Below are 14,026 nucleotides of genomic sequence, written 5' to 3'. Positions count from 1 at the left end.
AGCCTCAATCCCCCCCTTGCCCACCCAGCGCATAATCGCCCCGGAGCTGCGCAATGACCCCCAGACGATAATAGCGATAAGCGCAAAAATGATCGGCGGCGCAACGGTGATAACCCAGTGCGGGAATGTCGACCCATCACGCACCGTTGAGGCGGAACTGATGATCATCGCAATCGTCCCCGGCCCCGCCGTGCTCGGCATGGCTAACGGCACAAACGCGATGTTGGCGCTCGGTTCGCTTTCAAGCTCCTCCGATTTGCTTTTGGCTTCCAGGGATTCGTGCGCTTTATGCGCCGGGAACAGCATCCGGAAACCAATAAAGGCCACAATCAGCCCACCAGCAATACGCAGACCGGGAATCGAAATACCAAAGGTATTCATCACCAGTTGCCCGGCGTAATAAGCCACCATCATTATGGCAAAGACATAGACAGAGGCCATCATCGACTGCTGATTGCGCTCTGCGCTGTTCATGTTCCCCGCCAGCCCCAGAAAAAGCGCCACCGTCGTTAACGGGTTCGCCAGCGGCAGCAACACCACCAGCCCAAGCCCCACTGCTTTAATCAAATCCAACATAATGCACCGCAGTCCTTATCCTTATTCAACAACGCAATTATAGGGGCAAATCCTCGTCCGGAGCCATCCACGCAGCGTAACCATAATTGTCTCGCGTAATTGATAACCCCAGATTATCTGTATGATTTAAAAGCGTACAGAATAAGTTCCTGAAGCGTTTTAGCATTTCGTGGCATCGGCCGATTCATTCAGTTGACTTATACTTGCCTGAGCAATAATATCTGCCGTGACTAAACTACTTGCCAGGGCAACCATTGTGAAAAGCACCAGTGACCTCTTTAACGACATAATCCCACTGGGTCGTCTTATTCATATGGTTAACCAGAAAAAAGATCGCCTGCTCAATGACTATCTGTCACCGCTGGATATCACCGCAACACAGTTCAAAGTGCTGTGTTCCATTCGCTGCGAAGTGTGTATCACGCCGGTTGAGCTGAAAAAGGTGCTCTCTGTCGATCTGGGTGCGTTAACCCGCATGCTGGATCGTCTCGTCTGTAAAGGATGGATAGAACGAAGCCCTAACCCGAATGACAAACGTGGCGTACTGGTGAAACTGACCAGCGATGGCGCGGCCATGTGTGAGCAATGTCATCAATTAGTAGGACAAACACTGCACCAGGAACTGACAAAAAACTTATCGGCAGATGAAGTGGCAACGCTTGAGCTCTTACTCAAGAAAATCCTGCCGTAAACAGAAAAAGAGGTATGACGATGTCCAGACGCAATACTGACGCTATCACCATTCATAGCATTTTGGACTGGATCGAAGATAACCTGGAATCTCCACTCTCTCTTGAGAAAGTGTCTGAGCGTTCAGGTTACTCAAAATGGCACCTGCAACGGATGTTTAAAAAAGAGACCGGCCATTCATTAGGACAATATATTCGCAGCCGCAAGCTGACGGAGATTGCCCAAAAACTGAAAGAAAGCAATGAGCCGATCCTCTATCTGGCGGAACGCTACGGATTTGAATCGCAACAAACCCTGACGCGTACGTTCAAGAACTACTTTGACGTGCCGCCTCATAAGTACCGTATTACCAGTATGCCGGGTGAATCCCGTTATCTGTATCCGCTAAAACATTGCAGTTAATCATCGCCTGTTAAGACGTAACCGAGGAAATCATGAAATTTATCGCCTCCGCCGCCCTCACCTTGCTGGTGCTGGTTTCCGGCCAGAGCTTCGCGGAGCAAACCCCCAATGCGGGGCAGCAAAATAATCGTGACACCATGATTATGCCGTCCACGCAAAACCAGTCGCCCTGGGACTTCAATCACATGGCCGCTGGCACCGACAAATCCGACGAATTAGGCGTGCCGTATTATAACCACGACCTGTAATTCGTTTTTGCCCCGCTAATGCGGGGCTTTTTTCTGCCTTAACCCCGCACCCGCGTTGCCCGACGCACCCGCAAGCCAAAGACGTTGATATACAGCCCGGCCATAATCAGCCCTGCGCCACACAGTTGCAGCACGCTGAGCGTTTCATCCAGCAACAGGGCTGCGCTGGCAAGCCCGACCACCGGTACCAGCAGCGATAACGGCGCCACGCGCCAGGTTTCATAGCGTCCGAGCAACGATCCCCAGATACCATAGCCAATGATTGAGGCGACTAACGCCAGGTAGATCAGCGACAAAATGGTCGTCAGGTCGATCTCCACCAGGCTTTTCAGCATCGCCTGCGGACCCTCCAGAATAAACGACGCGGCCATAAACGGCACGATGGGGATCAATGCGCTCCAGACCACCAGCGATAAGACCGGTGGACGCGTCTCGTGCTGCATTATCAGCTTGTTAAAGATATTGCCGCACGCCCAGCTCAGCCCCGCCGCCAGGGTGAGCATAAAGCCCAGCAGCGCGACATGCTGACCGTTGAGGCTGCCTTCAATCAGCACCAGCACGCCAAAGACCGCAAGGCTAATGCCCGCCAGCTGCTTGCCCTGCAAGCGTTCGCCGAAGACAAATGCGCCGAGAATGATGGTAAAGAACGCCTGCACCTGAAGCACCAGCGAAGCCAGGCCCGCAGGCATACCGAATTTGATGGCGCAAAAAAGAAACGCAAACTGACCAAAGCTGATGGTCAGGCCGTAGCCCAGCAGCAGCTTAAGGGGAATTTTCGGGCGGGCAACGAACAGCAGCGCCGGGAAGGCCACCAGCAGGAAGCGCAGCCCCGCCAGCATCAGTGGAGGCATGTTGTGCAACCCCATTTTGATGACCACAAAATTGAGTCCCCACACCACGACAACCAGCAACGCTAACAGCCCGTCTTTCCGCGTCATTTTCCGCCCCTGAATTATTAAAATTTTGTAAACACTTCAAGGTAACAGAAAAAATAGCCCCGCGAGAAGATCATTAATTCTGGTACTGGAGAGAAGCACCTGCGGATAAATTGGGTGCTATACAAGCTGCCGATCCCATGATAATCCTGTAATAACACAACAAAAAAAGCATAAGCATTTGTCGGGCAGGAAAATGAAACCATCAATCAGGCGCTCAACCGCAGCGCTGCTGGCATCGTCATTGTTATTAACAATTGGCCGCGGGGCAACGCTGCCCTTTATGACCATATATCTCACACGCGTGTACGATATGAGCGTGGAGAATATTGGCTATGCCCTTACCGTGGCGTTGACCATCGGCGTGGTGTTTAGCCTGGGGTTTGGCATCCTGGCGGATAAGTTCGACAAAAAACGCTATATGCTGATCGCCATCGTAGCCTTTATCGCCGGGTTTGTGGCGATTCCGCTGGTGAATAACGTGACGCTGGTGGTGCTGTTCTTTGCCCTGATTAACTGCGCCTATTCCGTCTTCTCAACGGTGCTGAAAGCATGGTTTGCCGACGTGCTGACCTCCAGCGAAAAGGCGCGCGTTTTCTCACTCAACTACAGTTTCCTGAACATTGGCTGGACGATCGGGCCGCCGATCGGCACCCTGCTGGTGATGTACAGCCTGCAACTGCCGTTCTGGCTGGCCGCCTTCTGCGCCGCACTGCCGCTCGGGTTTATCCATTTTTTTGTGCAGAAAAGCATAGCCTCAGACAGCCCTGAGGAGAAAATGCCGTGGCAGCCCTCGGTGCTGCTGAAAGACCGGGCGCTGTTCTGGTACACGCTCTCCGGCCTGCTGGCGTCGTATGTGGGTGGATCGTTCGCCACCTGCATTTCCCAGTATGTCCTCGCCGCACATGCGGACAGTGATTTCGCAGAAAAGGTGGTGGCCGTTGTGCTGCCCGTCAACGCGGCGGTGGTCGTCACCCTGCAATACGCGCTTGGACGTAAGATCACCGCCAGCAATATCCGTCCGCTAATGACCGCCGCGACGCTTTTTTTCATCCTCGGGCTGGGCGGGTTTATGCTTTCCGGCGAAAACCTGATTTACTGGGGGATCGCGGCGGCGATTTTCACCCTGGGTGAAATTATTTATGCACCGGGTGAATACATGCTGATCGACAATATCGCCCCGCCGGGCATGAAGGCGAGCTATTTCTCCGCCCAGGCGCTGGGCTGGCTCGGCGCGGCGGCGAACCCGATGATCACCGGGCTCATCCTGACCCATCTACCGCACTGGTCTTTATTTATCATTATGATGGCCGCCATCATTGCGGCCTGGCTGATGATATTGCGCGGGATGCGCGTGAAAAGTGAAGATAGCGTGTCGGGTGGCGCTGCGCTTACCCGACCGACAAAACCCTAATCGTAAGCCGGGTAAGGCGAAGCCGTCACCCGGCAAAACCAACACCCTAGTGGTGCAACATCTCCTCCACCACCTGCTCTTTGTACATCTCATTCGGGTAGTAGGTCGGCCAGTTATCCATCTCTTTCAGCAGCGCCTCGTGGGAGGTGTTGCCCATAAAGATATGGAAGTGTGAAGAGGCTTTCGGCCCGATGATATGGTCGCTGAACTGCACAAACTTAGGCGCCTGGCTCGCGTTATCCTTGCACTCAAACAGGTAGCGCACGCCTTTTTTCCCCGACGCATAGGTCAGAATTTTGTAGCCGCTGTAGTCGTAGCGGCAGCTGCTCACCGTTTTGCCGCGGTGGAATTCCATCACGTTGTTTTCAATGCCGATGGCGTCCACGTCCGTCGCGTACCCCTTACGGTAGTAGGCCTTCACCTCGGCAGCGGATTTTTCTCCCTTCTGCGCTTTCTTTTCGAAAACCGGATCCAGCGAACCATCAAGCAGGAACGGATAAACGGACTGCCAGGTCCCGTCCCAGTCAGACAGCTTCCTGTCCCTGACGTCTTTATCCTCAAAGACGCCGTTTGCCGCCTTCTGTTCCGCCTCTGTCATCTGATGACCGTGCGAATGGGCAAAAAGCGAGCCGCTTACCAGCAGCGTTCCCAGAGTCAGCGCAATTTTTGCAAGTTGTGCAGCCACAGCAAAATCCTCATTCCGTTTTATAAGAATGAAGATGTTATATTATAACATTTCAGATCGCAACCAGCCCGCGAACGCCCTCTTGCTCCATGTTCTCCCCGCGCCCCTGCTGGACGATGCTGCCGCGCGACATCACCAGATAGCTGTCGGCCAGCTCTGCCGCAAAATCATAAAACTGCTCCACCAGCAGGATGGCCATATCCCCCCGGTTCGCCAGGCTGCGGATCACCTGCCCAATCTCTTTAATCACCGACGGCTGAATACCTTCCGTGGGTTCATCCAGAATCAGTAACCGTGGACGGCTCGCCAGCGCGCGACCTATCGCCAGCTGCTGCTGCTGACCACCGGAAAGATCGCCTCCGCGTCGGTGCTTCATCTCCTTCAGCACCGGGAAAAGCTGCCAAATCTCCTCCGGTACGCTCCTTGCGTTTCCCGCGGAGAAGCGTGACAGCCCCATCAGCAGGTTTTCTTCTACGGTCAGACGCGGAAAAATCTCCCGCCCCTGCGGAACATAGGCCACGCCGGACTGCACCCGCTGGTGCGGTTTACTGTGAGTGATGCTCTTTCCCTGCCAGACCACCTCCCCGCCTTTCACCGGGATCAGCCCCATCAGGCACCTCAGCAGCGTGGTTTTGCCCACCCCGTTGCGCCCCAGCAGGCAGGTAACTTCCCCGACGACCGCCTCAAAGCTCACCCCGCGCAGAATATGACTTCCGCCGTAGTACTGATTCAGTTCGCTAACCTGTAACATCACCTCTCCTTAACGTCCCAGATAGACGTCAATTACCTGTTCATTGGCCTGTACCTCGCGAAGCGAACCTTCCGCCAGTACGCGCCCCTGATGCAGCACCGTGACGTGGTCGGCGATGGTCTCGACGAAACCCATATCGTGCTCAACCACCATCAGCGAATGCTTGCCTGCCAGGGTTCGGAAAAGCTCGGCAGTATATTCCGTCTCTGCGTCGGTCATACCGGCGGCGGGTTCGTCCAGCAGTAACAGGTGCGGGTCCTGCACCAGCAGCATGCCGATCTCCAGAAACTGCTTCTGTCCGTGGGAAAGCAGCCCGGCACGGCGATCGCGCTCGCTGCCAAGCCGCAGCAAAACCAGCATCTCATCAATGCGGTCGCGCTGCTCGCCGCTGAGCGTGGCCCGCAGGCTCGCCCAGACGGACCTGTCGGCTTTCATGGCGATTTCGAGGTTTTCCCCTACGGTCAGCGCTTCAAACACGGTCGGCTTCTGGAACTTACGGCCAATGCCCTGACGGGCGATGGCCGCCGGTTCCAGGGCAGTCAGATCGATGGACTGATCGTAAATAGCTTTCCCGCTTTTTGGCCGGGTTTTGCCGGTAATCACGTCCATCAGCGTGGTTTTACCGGCGCCATTAGGGCCAATGATGCAGCGCAATTCTCCGACGCCGATGTTCAGCGAGAGATCGGTCAACGCCTGAAAACCGTCGAAACTGACGTTAATGGCCTCGAGCTGCAACACCGGATCGGTCTGCTCGCGGTAACGGTCGCCCGGTAGCTGGCGGGTAAAGAGTCCTTCAGAGGGCTGCATTAATTCTCTCCCTTACGAAACAGACCGAACACGCCGCGCGGTAAAAACAGCGTCACGGCGATGAAAATCAGCCCCAGAAACAGCTGCCAGTACTCCGGCATCGCCACGGTGAAAAAGCTCTTCGCACCGTTGACCAGCGCCGCGCCAATCACCGGGCCCACCAGAGTGCCGCGTCCACCCAGCGCTACCCAGATGGCCGCTTCAATCGAGTTGGTCGGCGACATTTCACCCGGGTTGATAATGCCCACCTGCGGAACGTACAGCGCTCCCGCCAGGCCACACAGCACGGCGGAAAGCGTCCAGACCAGCAGCTTAAAGCCGCGCGGATCGTAGCCGCAGAACGTGAGACGGTTTTCCGCATCGCGCACCGCCGTTAAAATGCGGCCAAATTTACTCTTCGCCAGCGCGTAGCCTGTGCCCAGGGCCAGAAGCAGCAGCACGACCGTTGCGAGAAACAGCGCGATCCGCGTGGTGGTCGCCGTGACGGAAAACCCGAGCAGCGTGGTAAAGCCGGTAAAGCCGTTATTGCCGCCAAAGCCGGTTTCGTTGCGAAAGAACAGCAGCATGCCCGCGTAGGTCAGCGCCTGGGTCATGATGGAGAAATAGACCCCTTTGATCTTCGAGCGAAAAGCAAACCAGCCGAAGACCAGCGCCAGCAGGCCGGGGATCGTCACAATTAACACCAGAGCCCAGGCGAAATGCTGCGTTCCCCACCAGAACCAGGGCAGTTCGCTCCACGAGAGAAAAGACATAAACGCGGGCAGTCCGTCCCCGGCCGCCTGGCGCATCAGGTACATGCCCATCGCATAGCCGCCCAGGGCGAAGAATATGCCGTGCCCCAGCGAGAGCATACCGGCATAGCCCCAGACCAGATCGAGGGCCACGGCGACAACTGCGTAGCAGAGGATCTTGCCGATGAGCGTCAACATCCATGTAGAAACGGCCAGCGGATGCGTTGCGGGTAACAGCGCGAGAAAAGGCAGCACCAGCAGCGCCGCAACCAGCAGACTGCCGAAGATTTGCGTGGAGCGCGGTGCCCTGCGCGCCAGTGTTAAGGTCAATGGCTGGCTCATCAGTCTGTCACCCTCCCTTTAAGTGCGAATAACCCCTGCGGACGTTTCTGAATAAACAGAATGATCGCCACCAGAATCAGGATTTTGCCCAGCACGGCGCCCATCTGCGGTTCAAGAATTTTATTGAAGATCCCCAGACCAAAGGCCGCCGCGACGCTACCGGCCAGCTGGCCGACGCCGCCGAGCACCACCACCAGGAACGAATCAATGATGTATCCCTGGCCCAGCTCCGGTCCCACGTTCCCCAGTTGGGACAATGCCACGCCGCCCAGCCCGGCAATGCCGGACCCGAGGCCAAACGCCAGCATATCTACCCGTCCGGTGGGGACGCCGCAGCAAGCCGCCATGCTACGGTTTTGCGTCACCGCCCGCACGTTCAGCCCCAGACGCGTTTTATTCAGAATGAGCCAGGTGAAGAACAGCACCATCAGCACAAACCCGAGCACCACAATGCGGTTCCACGGTAGCGTCAGGTTGGCGAAAACCTGCACCCCGCCGGACAGCCAGGCCGGGTTTGCGACCTCAAGGTTCTGGGCGCCAAAGGTCATGCGCACCAGTTGGATAAGCATCAGGCTGATCCCCCAGGTGGCGAGCAGGGTTTCCAGCGGGCGGCCATACAGATGGCGGATCACCGTGCGCTCCAGCACCATCCCGATACCTGCCGTCAGGCAAAACGCCACCGGCAGCGCCACCACCGGATAAAGCGCCAGCCACTGAGGCATCCACTGCGCCATAACCTGCTGCACCATCCAGGTGGCATACGCCCCGAGCATCAGCATTTCGCCGTGGGCCATGTTAATCACCCCCAGCAGACCATAGGTGATAGCCAGCCCGAGCGCGGCCAGCAAGAGTACCGATCCCAACGACAGGCCCATGAAGGCCTGCCCCAGCAGTTCGCCCCACATCAGCCGGTGCTGAATACGGTCCAGGCTCTCAGCGGCGGCGGCACGTACCCGTGCGTCCGGCTCGGTTTGCGCCCGGGTGAACGGCGTCAGCGTGGCCTGAACGTCCGGATCGTCAGACTGTCCCAACAGTTCAACCGCGTTGAGGCGCGTTTCAGCCTGCGGACTCGCCAGCTGAAGATTTGCCAGCGCCAGCCTCAGCGACTGTCGGGTGACGTCGTCCGTTTCGCGATTAGCCCGCTGTTGCAGAAACCCGAGCATATCCGGCTGGGCGTCACGCTGAAGTTGCCGCGCGGCATGACGCCTTTCGGTGACACTGTCACTGACAAGCTGATGCGTTGCCAGCGCCGTGACGGTTAACACGCGCAGCCGGTTGGTCAGCCGCACGGCTTTGGTCGTTCCTTCGGCGCTCTTTGCCGCGCCCAGGGCAACCATTTCGCCGTCGATGCGGGTAAAAGCCTTCTTCTGGCTGTCGGTGTAGAGGTTCTCCTGTTGCAGCGCTTTAAGCAGCGGCAAACGTGCAGGTTCCGGCGTGGCTGCCCAGCGGGTCAGCATAGCGGTCTGCTGGCTGCGGCTAGCGGCAACGAAATCATCGGCATCCGATGCCTGCACCATCCCTGGCAGCAGTCCGGTAAGCCACACAATCGCAATAATTATGCGCATGGCGTTCATGACGTCTCTCCCTGGTGGTGGCTTAGTTGCTGGCGGTTTTCATCGGCTGGTCAGATTTTTTGTCATTCCCGGCGATAAACGGGCTCCACGGCTGAGCGCGTACCGGCTGTTCGGTTTGCCAGACGACGTTGAACTGGCCGTTGCCTTCGATTTCACCAATCATGACGGGCTTATGCAGGTGGTGGTTGGTGACATCCATGGTCAGCGTAAAGCCGGACGGCGCGTTGAACGACTGGCCCGCCATTGCCGCGCGCACTTTGTCCACGTCGGTTGTCCCCGCTTTTTCAACCGCCTGCGCCCACATATGCAGGCCGACGTAGGTCGCTTCCATCGGATCGTTGGTGACGACGGTATCGGCATTCGGCAGCTTATGGGCTTTCGCGTAGGCTTTGTAGGCCGCGACAAAAGTCTGGTTGGTCGGGTTATCGACGGATTCAAAGTAGTTCCAAGCCGCCAGGTTACCCACCAGCGGTTTGGTATCAATGCCGCGCAGTTCTTCCTCGCCCACCGAGAACGCCACCACCGGCACGTCCGTGGCTTTCAGCCCCTGGTTCGCCAGCTCTTTATAGAAAGGCACGTTGGAATCACCGTTGATGGTGGAGACCACTGCCGTTTTACCGCCCGCGGAGAATTTCTTGATACTGGCGACGATGGTCTGGTAATCGCTATGACCAAACGGGGTGTAGACCTCTTCAATATCTTTATCTTCCACGCCTTTCGAGTGCAGGAAGGCGCGGAGGATCTTGTTCGTGGTGCGCGGGTAAACGTAGTCCGTTCCCAGCAGGAAGAAGCGTTTCGCGCTGCCGCCGTCCTCGCTCATCAGGTACTCCACCGCCGGGATCGCCTGCTGGTTAGGCGCCGCGCCGGTATAGAAGACGTTAGGTGACATCTCTTCACCTTCATACTGCACCGGATAGAACAGCAAACCGTTCAGCTCCTCAAAAACCGGCAGAACTGATTTACGCGATACGGAGGTCCAGCAGCCAAACACCACGGCGACCTTATCCTGGCTCAGAAGCTGGCGGGCCTTTTCGGCAAACAGCGGCCAGTTGGATGCCGGGTCAACCACCACCGGCTCCAGCTTTTTCCCGAGCACGCCGCCTTTGGCGTTGATTTCGTCGATGGTCATCAGGGCGACATCTTTCAGGGGCGTTTCTGAAATGGCCATCGTGCCGGAGAGTGAGTGCATGATCCCGACTTTAATGGTCTCTGCGGCCTGGACGCCAAAACTGACCCCCATGGCGACCACGGAGGCGGACAAGGCGAACGCTTTTATAAAGGTACGACGGTGCATATTTTCACTCCTGAAAAAGAAAGCTTTGCGAAGACGTCCGTTACCGCCCGGACGCAGAAAAAGTAACGTCAGTTTCAGGAGAGCAAAAAGGGTGCCAGGTTGCAGAGGCAGGATTTAAACGGGTTCGAAGAGAGGATCTACGGGAAACGACTCAGAATGGTACAGCGCTGCACTGTAATAATGCAGCGCTGTGAACGATGTTACCAGACGTCGCTGGCGATTTGCGTCACCAGGCGAACTTTATCCCACTGCTGGGCTTCGCTCAGGCTGTTACCCTCTTCCGTGGAGGCAAATCCGCACTGTGGGCTGAGGCAAATCTGCTCTTTCGCCACGTAGCGCGCGGCCTCTTCCAGACGCGCTTTCACCCCTTCCGGGTTCTCCAGTTCACCGTGCTTGGTGGTGATTAGCCCCAGAACCACCTGCTGTTTACCCGGGCGCACAAAACGCAGTGGCGCAAAGTCGCCGCTACGGTCGTTGTCGTACTCAAGGAAGAACGCGTCGACGTTCACCGTACCGAACAGCACCTCCGCCACCGGCTCATAGCCGCCTTCGGAAATCCAGGTTGAGCGGAAGTTGCCGCGGCAAACGTGTAGCCCAATGGTCAGATCGTCCGGTTTGCCCTCCAGCGCCTTATTCAGCACCCGGGCATAGGTTCGGGCAAGTTCGTCTGCATCATCACCGCGCTCGCGGATCTGCCGGCGCTGGTCTTCTGAACAAAGGTAGGCCCAGACGGTATCATCCAGTTGCAGATAGCGGCAGCCTGCATCGTAAAAGGCCCGAATGGCATCGCGCCAGGTGGTCGCCAGATCGTCAAAGTAATCTTTCAGATCCGGGTAGACCGTGGCATCAATATCCTTGCGGCCACCGCGGAAATGCAGCACGCTCGGGCTCGGAATGGTCATCTTCGGCTGTGCGTTACCGCTGATGCTTTTGAGGTAGCGGAAATCTTCCAGCATAGGATGATCGCCGAAGCCCAGTTTGCCCGTTACGCGCACGCCATGGGCTTTGGTCTGCACCCCGTTGAACTGAATGCCCTGCTGGGAATCATAACGCTCTACGCCCTGTAGCCCGTCAAAGAAGTCAAAGTGCCACCAGGCGCGGCGGAATTCACCGTCCGTTACCACATGCAGACCGCAGGCGCACTGCTGCGCGACAACATGGCGAATGGCCTCGTCCTCAACCGCGCGAAGCTGACCGGCATCGATCTCACCGCTGGCAAATTGCAGACGGGCCTGTTTAACAGAATCCGGGCGTAAAAAACTGCCGACTACATCGGCGCGGTACGGGGCATGGTGTCGCTGCATGGAAATCTCCTCTGTCTGTCGGCGTTAATTGCCCACAGTGATAATTCATCTCTTGAATCTTTAGACTTCTGGATGTCTAAACGTCCTGAAAAGATGTCATACCGGCTCGCCGCCGACAAACGAGAAAATTTCATCTGTGTTGAAATAAATTCATGTTCACAGGGCGGGTGATGAAGATCCTGCAAACGCGAACCGCTCATCTTCCCAGCCGGTCATGCCCCCGAGCATAATCTTGACCGGCAGACCCAGACGCGCCAGCTTCAGCGCCGCCCTGTCCGCCCCGTTGCAGTGCGGGCCTGCACAATAGACGACAAACAGCGTGCCCTCTGGCCACGCTTTCATCCGCTCGGCGGTGATCTGGCTCCAGGGTAAATGCAGCGCGCCGGGCAGATGCCGCCGGGCAAAATGTTCAGGTTTTCCGACAACGTGCAGCAGAACAAAGTCCTGCTCACCGCTGGATACCGCGTGATGGACATCGGCGCAGTCCGTCTCGACGCTCAGACGACGCAGGAAATGCCCCACGGCTTCCTGCGGCTCAGCAGCCGGAAATTCAGTAACATAGCTCATGAATCTTCCTCATTTGTGGTGTTTGTGTTAACACTACTTTATCCCTTAATTCAGCCCATGAATGCGTCCGCCTATGCCAGAAAACAGCAAAAAGATGACAAACTTAAGACATCCCTCGCCGCGCGCGGTCGTGCTGGCATATGACGGTTTATGTACCTTTGAGTTTGGCGTGGCGGTAGAGATCTTTGGCTTGCCGCGCCCGGAGATGGGCGAGGACTGGTATCAGTTCGCCGTGGCGAGCGTGGATGACGGCGAGCTCCGGGCAACGGGCGGGATCCGTATTCTGGCCGATGGCGATCTGCGTCTGCTGGAGACGGCGGATCTGGTTGTCGTACCCGGCTGGCGAGGGCTGGATGACCCCGTACCCGACGCGCTCTGCCAGGCGCTCCGCGCGGCGCATGCCCGCGGCTGTCAGCTACTCTCGATCTGTTCTGGCGTTTTCGTTCTGGCAGCCTCAGGCCTGCTTGACGGGCGGAAGGCAACCACCCACTGGCGCTATACGCAAGCTCTGAAAACGCGCTATCCCGCCATCACCGTGGTCGACGATGTGCTGTACCAGGACGAAGGCGATATTCTCACTTCGGCAGGCAGCGCCGCAGGGATTGATCTGTGTCTGCATGTGGTGCGCCGGAATTACGGGATGGAGGCAGCAAACCGCGTGGCGCGTCGGCTGGTGATCCCGCCCCATCGGGACGGCTCGCAAACCCAGCAGCTTAGCCGACCGGTGGCTCAGTTGCGGGAGAGCCAGCGCCTGGGCCAGCTGTTTGATTATCTTCACCAGCATCTGGCCGTTTCCCATACCGTCGAATCGCTGGCCCTGCGGGTGGGTATGAGTCAGCGCACCTTTCTGCGCCGTTTCGAGGATGCGACCGGAACAACGCCCGCGCGCTGGTTATTAACTGCACGATTGCAGCGGGCAAAAGATTACCTCGAAAACAGTCGGCTCAGCATCGACAATATTGCGGAACAAACCGGATTTGGACAAAGCGGCACGCTGCGCCACCATTTCCGGCAGCAATTTGCGCTTTCGCCCGCGCAATATCGCAAACAATTTTCACAGCCGGTACGATAAACGGGCAAAAAAAAACCGCCATAATCTGGCGGTAAATGCTTGCATGGATAGATTTGTATTTTGGTATCTACGCTCCGGTATTCCATACCGGGATGTGGATCATCTGCAATCTACCACTGTGAGCCTCAACGAAGCATAAACGAATCGATTAACCCGCTTTGGTATTAATTTGCAGATAACGCATCAGCCCCTGCTCTGCACTCTGGCGGGCATCATCATTAATCGCTTCGAGATAAAACGCACGAGAGACCCCATACGGCGCCTGCTCGGATGGGTAAACGGCGAACTGGAAGGTTTTGCCCCTCGCCTTATTGGTACAGCCCAGCTCCCAGCGATCTTCACTTACCTGGGTGCTATTACATTCGACACGTCCGTAATCGCTGGTTAAATACGATCCGACACGGCTTTTTGCTGACTGAATATATTCTGGTTCTTCATTTGAATAGATGCTGGCCGCAGCACCCACCGCAACCACTACGCCCAGAAGTGATAGCACGATTATTTTTTTCATTTATTCGATCCAATCCTTAGCCAGAAAAATCTTATTGTAAATGATTTCCCAATAAATCTAGCTTCTCTTTGCATACCAGAAATGGGAGTTTACAACGGCGATATTGCTTTTAAGAATAGTCTT

General features: G+C 56.6%; 16 protein-coding genes. 5 read left to right on the top strand and 11 right to left on the bottom strand.

The genetic code is table 11. From position 1 onward, the window contains the following. Positions 1–576, bottom strand: a 576-nt coding sequence (locus IM290_RS11065) for a MarC family NAAT transporter (protein ID WP_193354479.1), incomplete at its 3' end; no start/stop codon positions are given. A 256-nt stretch (positions 577–832) separates the two neighbouring features. On the opposite strand from IM290_RS11065, the gene marR reads away from it, so the two are divergent. The 3 genes from marR to marB are packed head-to-tail and all read left to right on the top strand — an operon-like array spanning position 833 to position 1,916. Next, positions 833–1,267, top strand: coding sequence for a multiple antibiotic resistance transcriptional regulator MarR (marR, locus tag IM290_RS11060; RefSeq protein WP_017383983.1), 435 nt, complete (start codon positions 833–835; stop codon positions 1,265–1,267). A gap of 20 nt (positions 1,268–1,287) precedes the next feature. Continuing rightward, a complete protein-coding gene (gene marA / locus IM290_RS11055; protein ID WP_001303241.1) occupies positions 1,288–1,668 on the top strand; it encodes an MDR efflux pump AcrAB transcriptional activator MarA in 381 nt (126 codons plus the stop codon). Between the two features lie 32 nt (positions 1,669–1,700). Continuing rightward, positions 1,701–1,916 carry a multiple antibiotic resistance protein MarB gene (gene marB / locus IM290_RS11050; protein ID WP_193042167.1) on the top strand — a complete coding sequence of 72 codons (216 nt, stop codon included), beginning with the start codon at positions 1,701–1,703 and terminating at the stop codon, positions 1,914–1,916. A 38-nt stretch (positions 1,917–1,954) separates the two neighbouring features. On the opposite strand, the gene eamA is transcribed toward marB, so the two are convergent. Next, entirely contained in the window at positions 1,955–2,854 is a 900-nt protein-coding gene (gene eamA, locus IM290_RS11045) for an O-acetylserine/cysteine exporter (protein WP_193042168.1), read from the bottom strand. 193 nt (positions 2,855–3,047) lie between these two features. Between eamA and ydeE the strand changes: the two genes are divergently transcribed. Next, positions 3,048–4,265 (top strand): efflux MFS transporter YdeE, encoded by a 1,218-nt coding sequence (gene ydeE, locus IM290_RS11040; RefSeq protein WP_017383985.1) that lies wholly within the window; start codon positions 3,048–3,050, stop codon positions 4,263–4,265. Positions 4,266–4,311: 46 nt separating this feature from the next. Here the strand turns inward: ydeE and zinT are convergent, their stop codons facing one another. The 8 genes from zinT to IM290_RS11000 all read right to left on the bottom strand — a co-directional run bounded on the left by zinT (position 4,312) and on the right by IM290_RS11000 (position 12,320). Next, positions 4,312–4,950: a metal-binding protein ZinT gene (gene zinT, locus IM290_RS11035; RefSeq protein ID WP_017693437.1), complete on the bottom strand. Its 639-nt coding sequence runs from the start codon at positions 4,948–4,950 to the stop codon at positions 4,312–4,314. 52 nt (positions 4,951–5,002) lie between these two features. Next, positions 5,003–5,701: an urea ABC transporter ATP-binding subunit UrtE gene (gene urtE, locus IM290_RS11030; RefSeq protein ID WP_032103021.1), complete on the bottom strand. Its 699-nt coding sequence runs from the start codon at positions 5,699–5,701 to the stop codon at positions 5,003–5,005. A gap of 9 nt (positions 5,702–5,710) precedes the next feature. After that, positions 5,711–6,508: an urea ABC transporter ATP-binding protein UrtD gene (gene urtD / locus IM290_RS11025; RefSeq protein WP_015570541.1), complete on the bottom strand. Its 798-nt coding sequence runs from the start codon at positions 6,506–6,508 to the stop codon at positions 5,711–5,713. After that, complete coding sequence (urtC, locus tag IM290_RS11020) at positions 6,508–7,581, bottom strand: urea ABC transporter permease subunit UrtC (protein WP_015570542.1); 1,074 nt, start codon at positions 7,579–7,581, stop codon at positions 6,508–6,510. The genes urtD and urtC overlap by 1 nt, the downstream gene beginning before the upstream one ends. Next, positions 7,581–9,155, bottom strand: coding sequence for an urea ABC transporter permease subunit UrtB (urtB, locus tag IM290_RS11015; RefSeq protein ID WP_015570543.1), 1,575 nt, complete (start codon positions 9,153–9,155; stop codon positions 7,581–7,583). Before urtB ends, urtC begins: the two co-directional genes overlap by 1 nt. Positions 9,156–9,177: 22 nt before the next feature. Then, complete coding sequence (urtA, locus tag IM290_RS11010) at positions 9,178–10,449, bottom strand: urea ABC transporter substrate-binding protein (protein WP_193042169.1); 1,272 nt, start codon at positions 10,447–10,449, stop codon at positions 9,178–9,180. Positions 10,450–10,649: 200 nt separating this feature from the next. Beyond that, a complete protein-coding gene (locus tag IM290_RS11005; RefSeq protein ID WP_193042170.1) occupies positions 10,650–11,753 on the bottom strand; it encodes a cobalamin-independent methionine synthase II family protein in 1,104 nt (367 codons plus the stop codon). 156 nt (positions 11,754–11,909) lie between these two features. Further along, on the bottom strand, positions 11,910–12,320 hold the full coding sequence (locus tag IM290_RS11000) for a rhodanese-like domain-containing protein (protein ID WP_023300088.1): 411 nt from the start codon (positions 12,318–12,320) through the stop codon (positions 11,910–11,912). 73 nt (positions 12,321–12,393) lie between these two features. On the opposite strand from IM290_RS11000, the gene ftrA reads away from it, so the two are divergent. Next, the gene (ftrA, locus tag IM290_RS10995) at positions 12,394–13,392 is read left to right on the top strand and encodes a transcriptional regulator FtrA (protein WP_193042171.1); all 999 of its coding nucleotides are present in this window, start codon (positions 12,394–12,396) and stop codon (positions 13,390–13,392) included. A gap of 148 nt (positions 13,393–13,540) precedes the next feature. Here the strand turns inward: ftrA and IM290_RS10990 are convergent, their stop codons facing one another. Beyond that, on the bottom strand, positions 13,541–13,903 hold the full coding sequence (locus IM290_RS10990) for a hypothetical protein (protein WP_015570547.1): 363 nt from the start codon (positions 13,901–13,903) through the stop codon (positions 13,541–13,543). Positions 13,904–14,026: the final 123 nt, after the last annotated feature.

Source organism: Enterobacter cloacae complex sp. S1, from assembly GCF_014930525.1.
Taxonomy (GTDB): domain Bacteria; phylum Pseudomonadota; class Gammaproteobacteria; order Enterobacterales; family Enterobacteriaceae; genus Enterobacter; species Enterobacter hormaechei_C.
Note: the sequence above shows the minus strand (reverse complement) of the source record. Positions and strands in the feature narration are given on the sequence as shown.

Bases quoted from the DNA above. Each gene is read 5' to 3' on its own strand.
- marA (WP_001303241.1), top strand. From the start codon at position 1,288: ATGTCCAGACGCAATACTGACGCTATCACCATTCATAGCATTTTGGAC.
- marB (WP_193042167.1), top strand. From the start codon at position 1,701: ATGAAATTTATCGCCTCCGCCGCCCTCACCTTGCTGGTGCTGGTTTCC.
- eamA (WP_193042168.1), bottom strand. From the start codon at position 2,854: ATGACGCGGAAAGACGGGCTGTTAGCGTTGCTGGTTGTCGTGGTGTGG.
- ydeE (WP_017383985.1), top strand. From the start codon at position 3,048: ATGAAACCATCAATCAGGCGCTCAACCGCAGCGCTGCTGGCATCGTCA.
- urtE (WP_032103021.1), bottom strand. From the start codon at position 5,701: ATGTTACAGGTTAGCGAACTGAATCAGTACTACGGCGGAAGTCATATT.
- urtD (WP_015570541.1), bottom strand. From the start codon at position 6,508: ATGCAGCCCTCTGAAGGACTCTTTACCCGCCAGCTACCGGGCGACCGT.
- urtC (WP_015570542.1), bottom strand. From the start codon at position 7,581: ATGAGCCAGCCATTGACCTTAACACTGGCGCGCAGGGCACCGCGCTCC.
- urtB (WP_015570543.1), bottom strand. From the start codon at position 9,155: ATGAACGCCATGCGCATAATTATTGCGATTGTGTGGCTTACCGGACTG.
- urtA (WP_193042169.1), bottom strand. From the start codon at position 10,449: ATGCACCGTCGTACCTTTATAAAAGCGTTCGCCTTGTCCGCCTCCGTG.
- IM290_RS11005 (WP_193042170.1), bottom strand. From the start codon at position 11,753: ATGCAGCGACACCATGCCCCGTACCGCGCCGATGTAGTCGGCAGTTTT.
- IM290_RS11000 (WP_023300088.1), bottom strand. From the start codon at position 12,320: ATGAGCTATGTTACTGAATTTCCGGCTGCTGAGCCGCAGGAAGCCGTG.
- ftrA (WP_193042171.1), top strand. From the start codon at position 12,394: ATGCCAGAAAACAGCAAAAAGATGACAAACTTAAGACATCCCTCGCCG.
- IM290_RS10990 (WP_015570547.1), bottom strand. From the start codon at position 13,903: ATGAAAAAAATAATCGTGCTATCACTTCTGGGCGTAGTGGTTGCGGTG.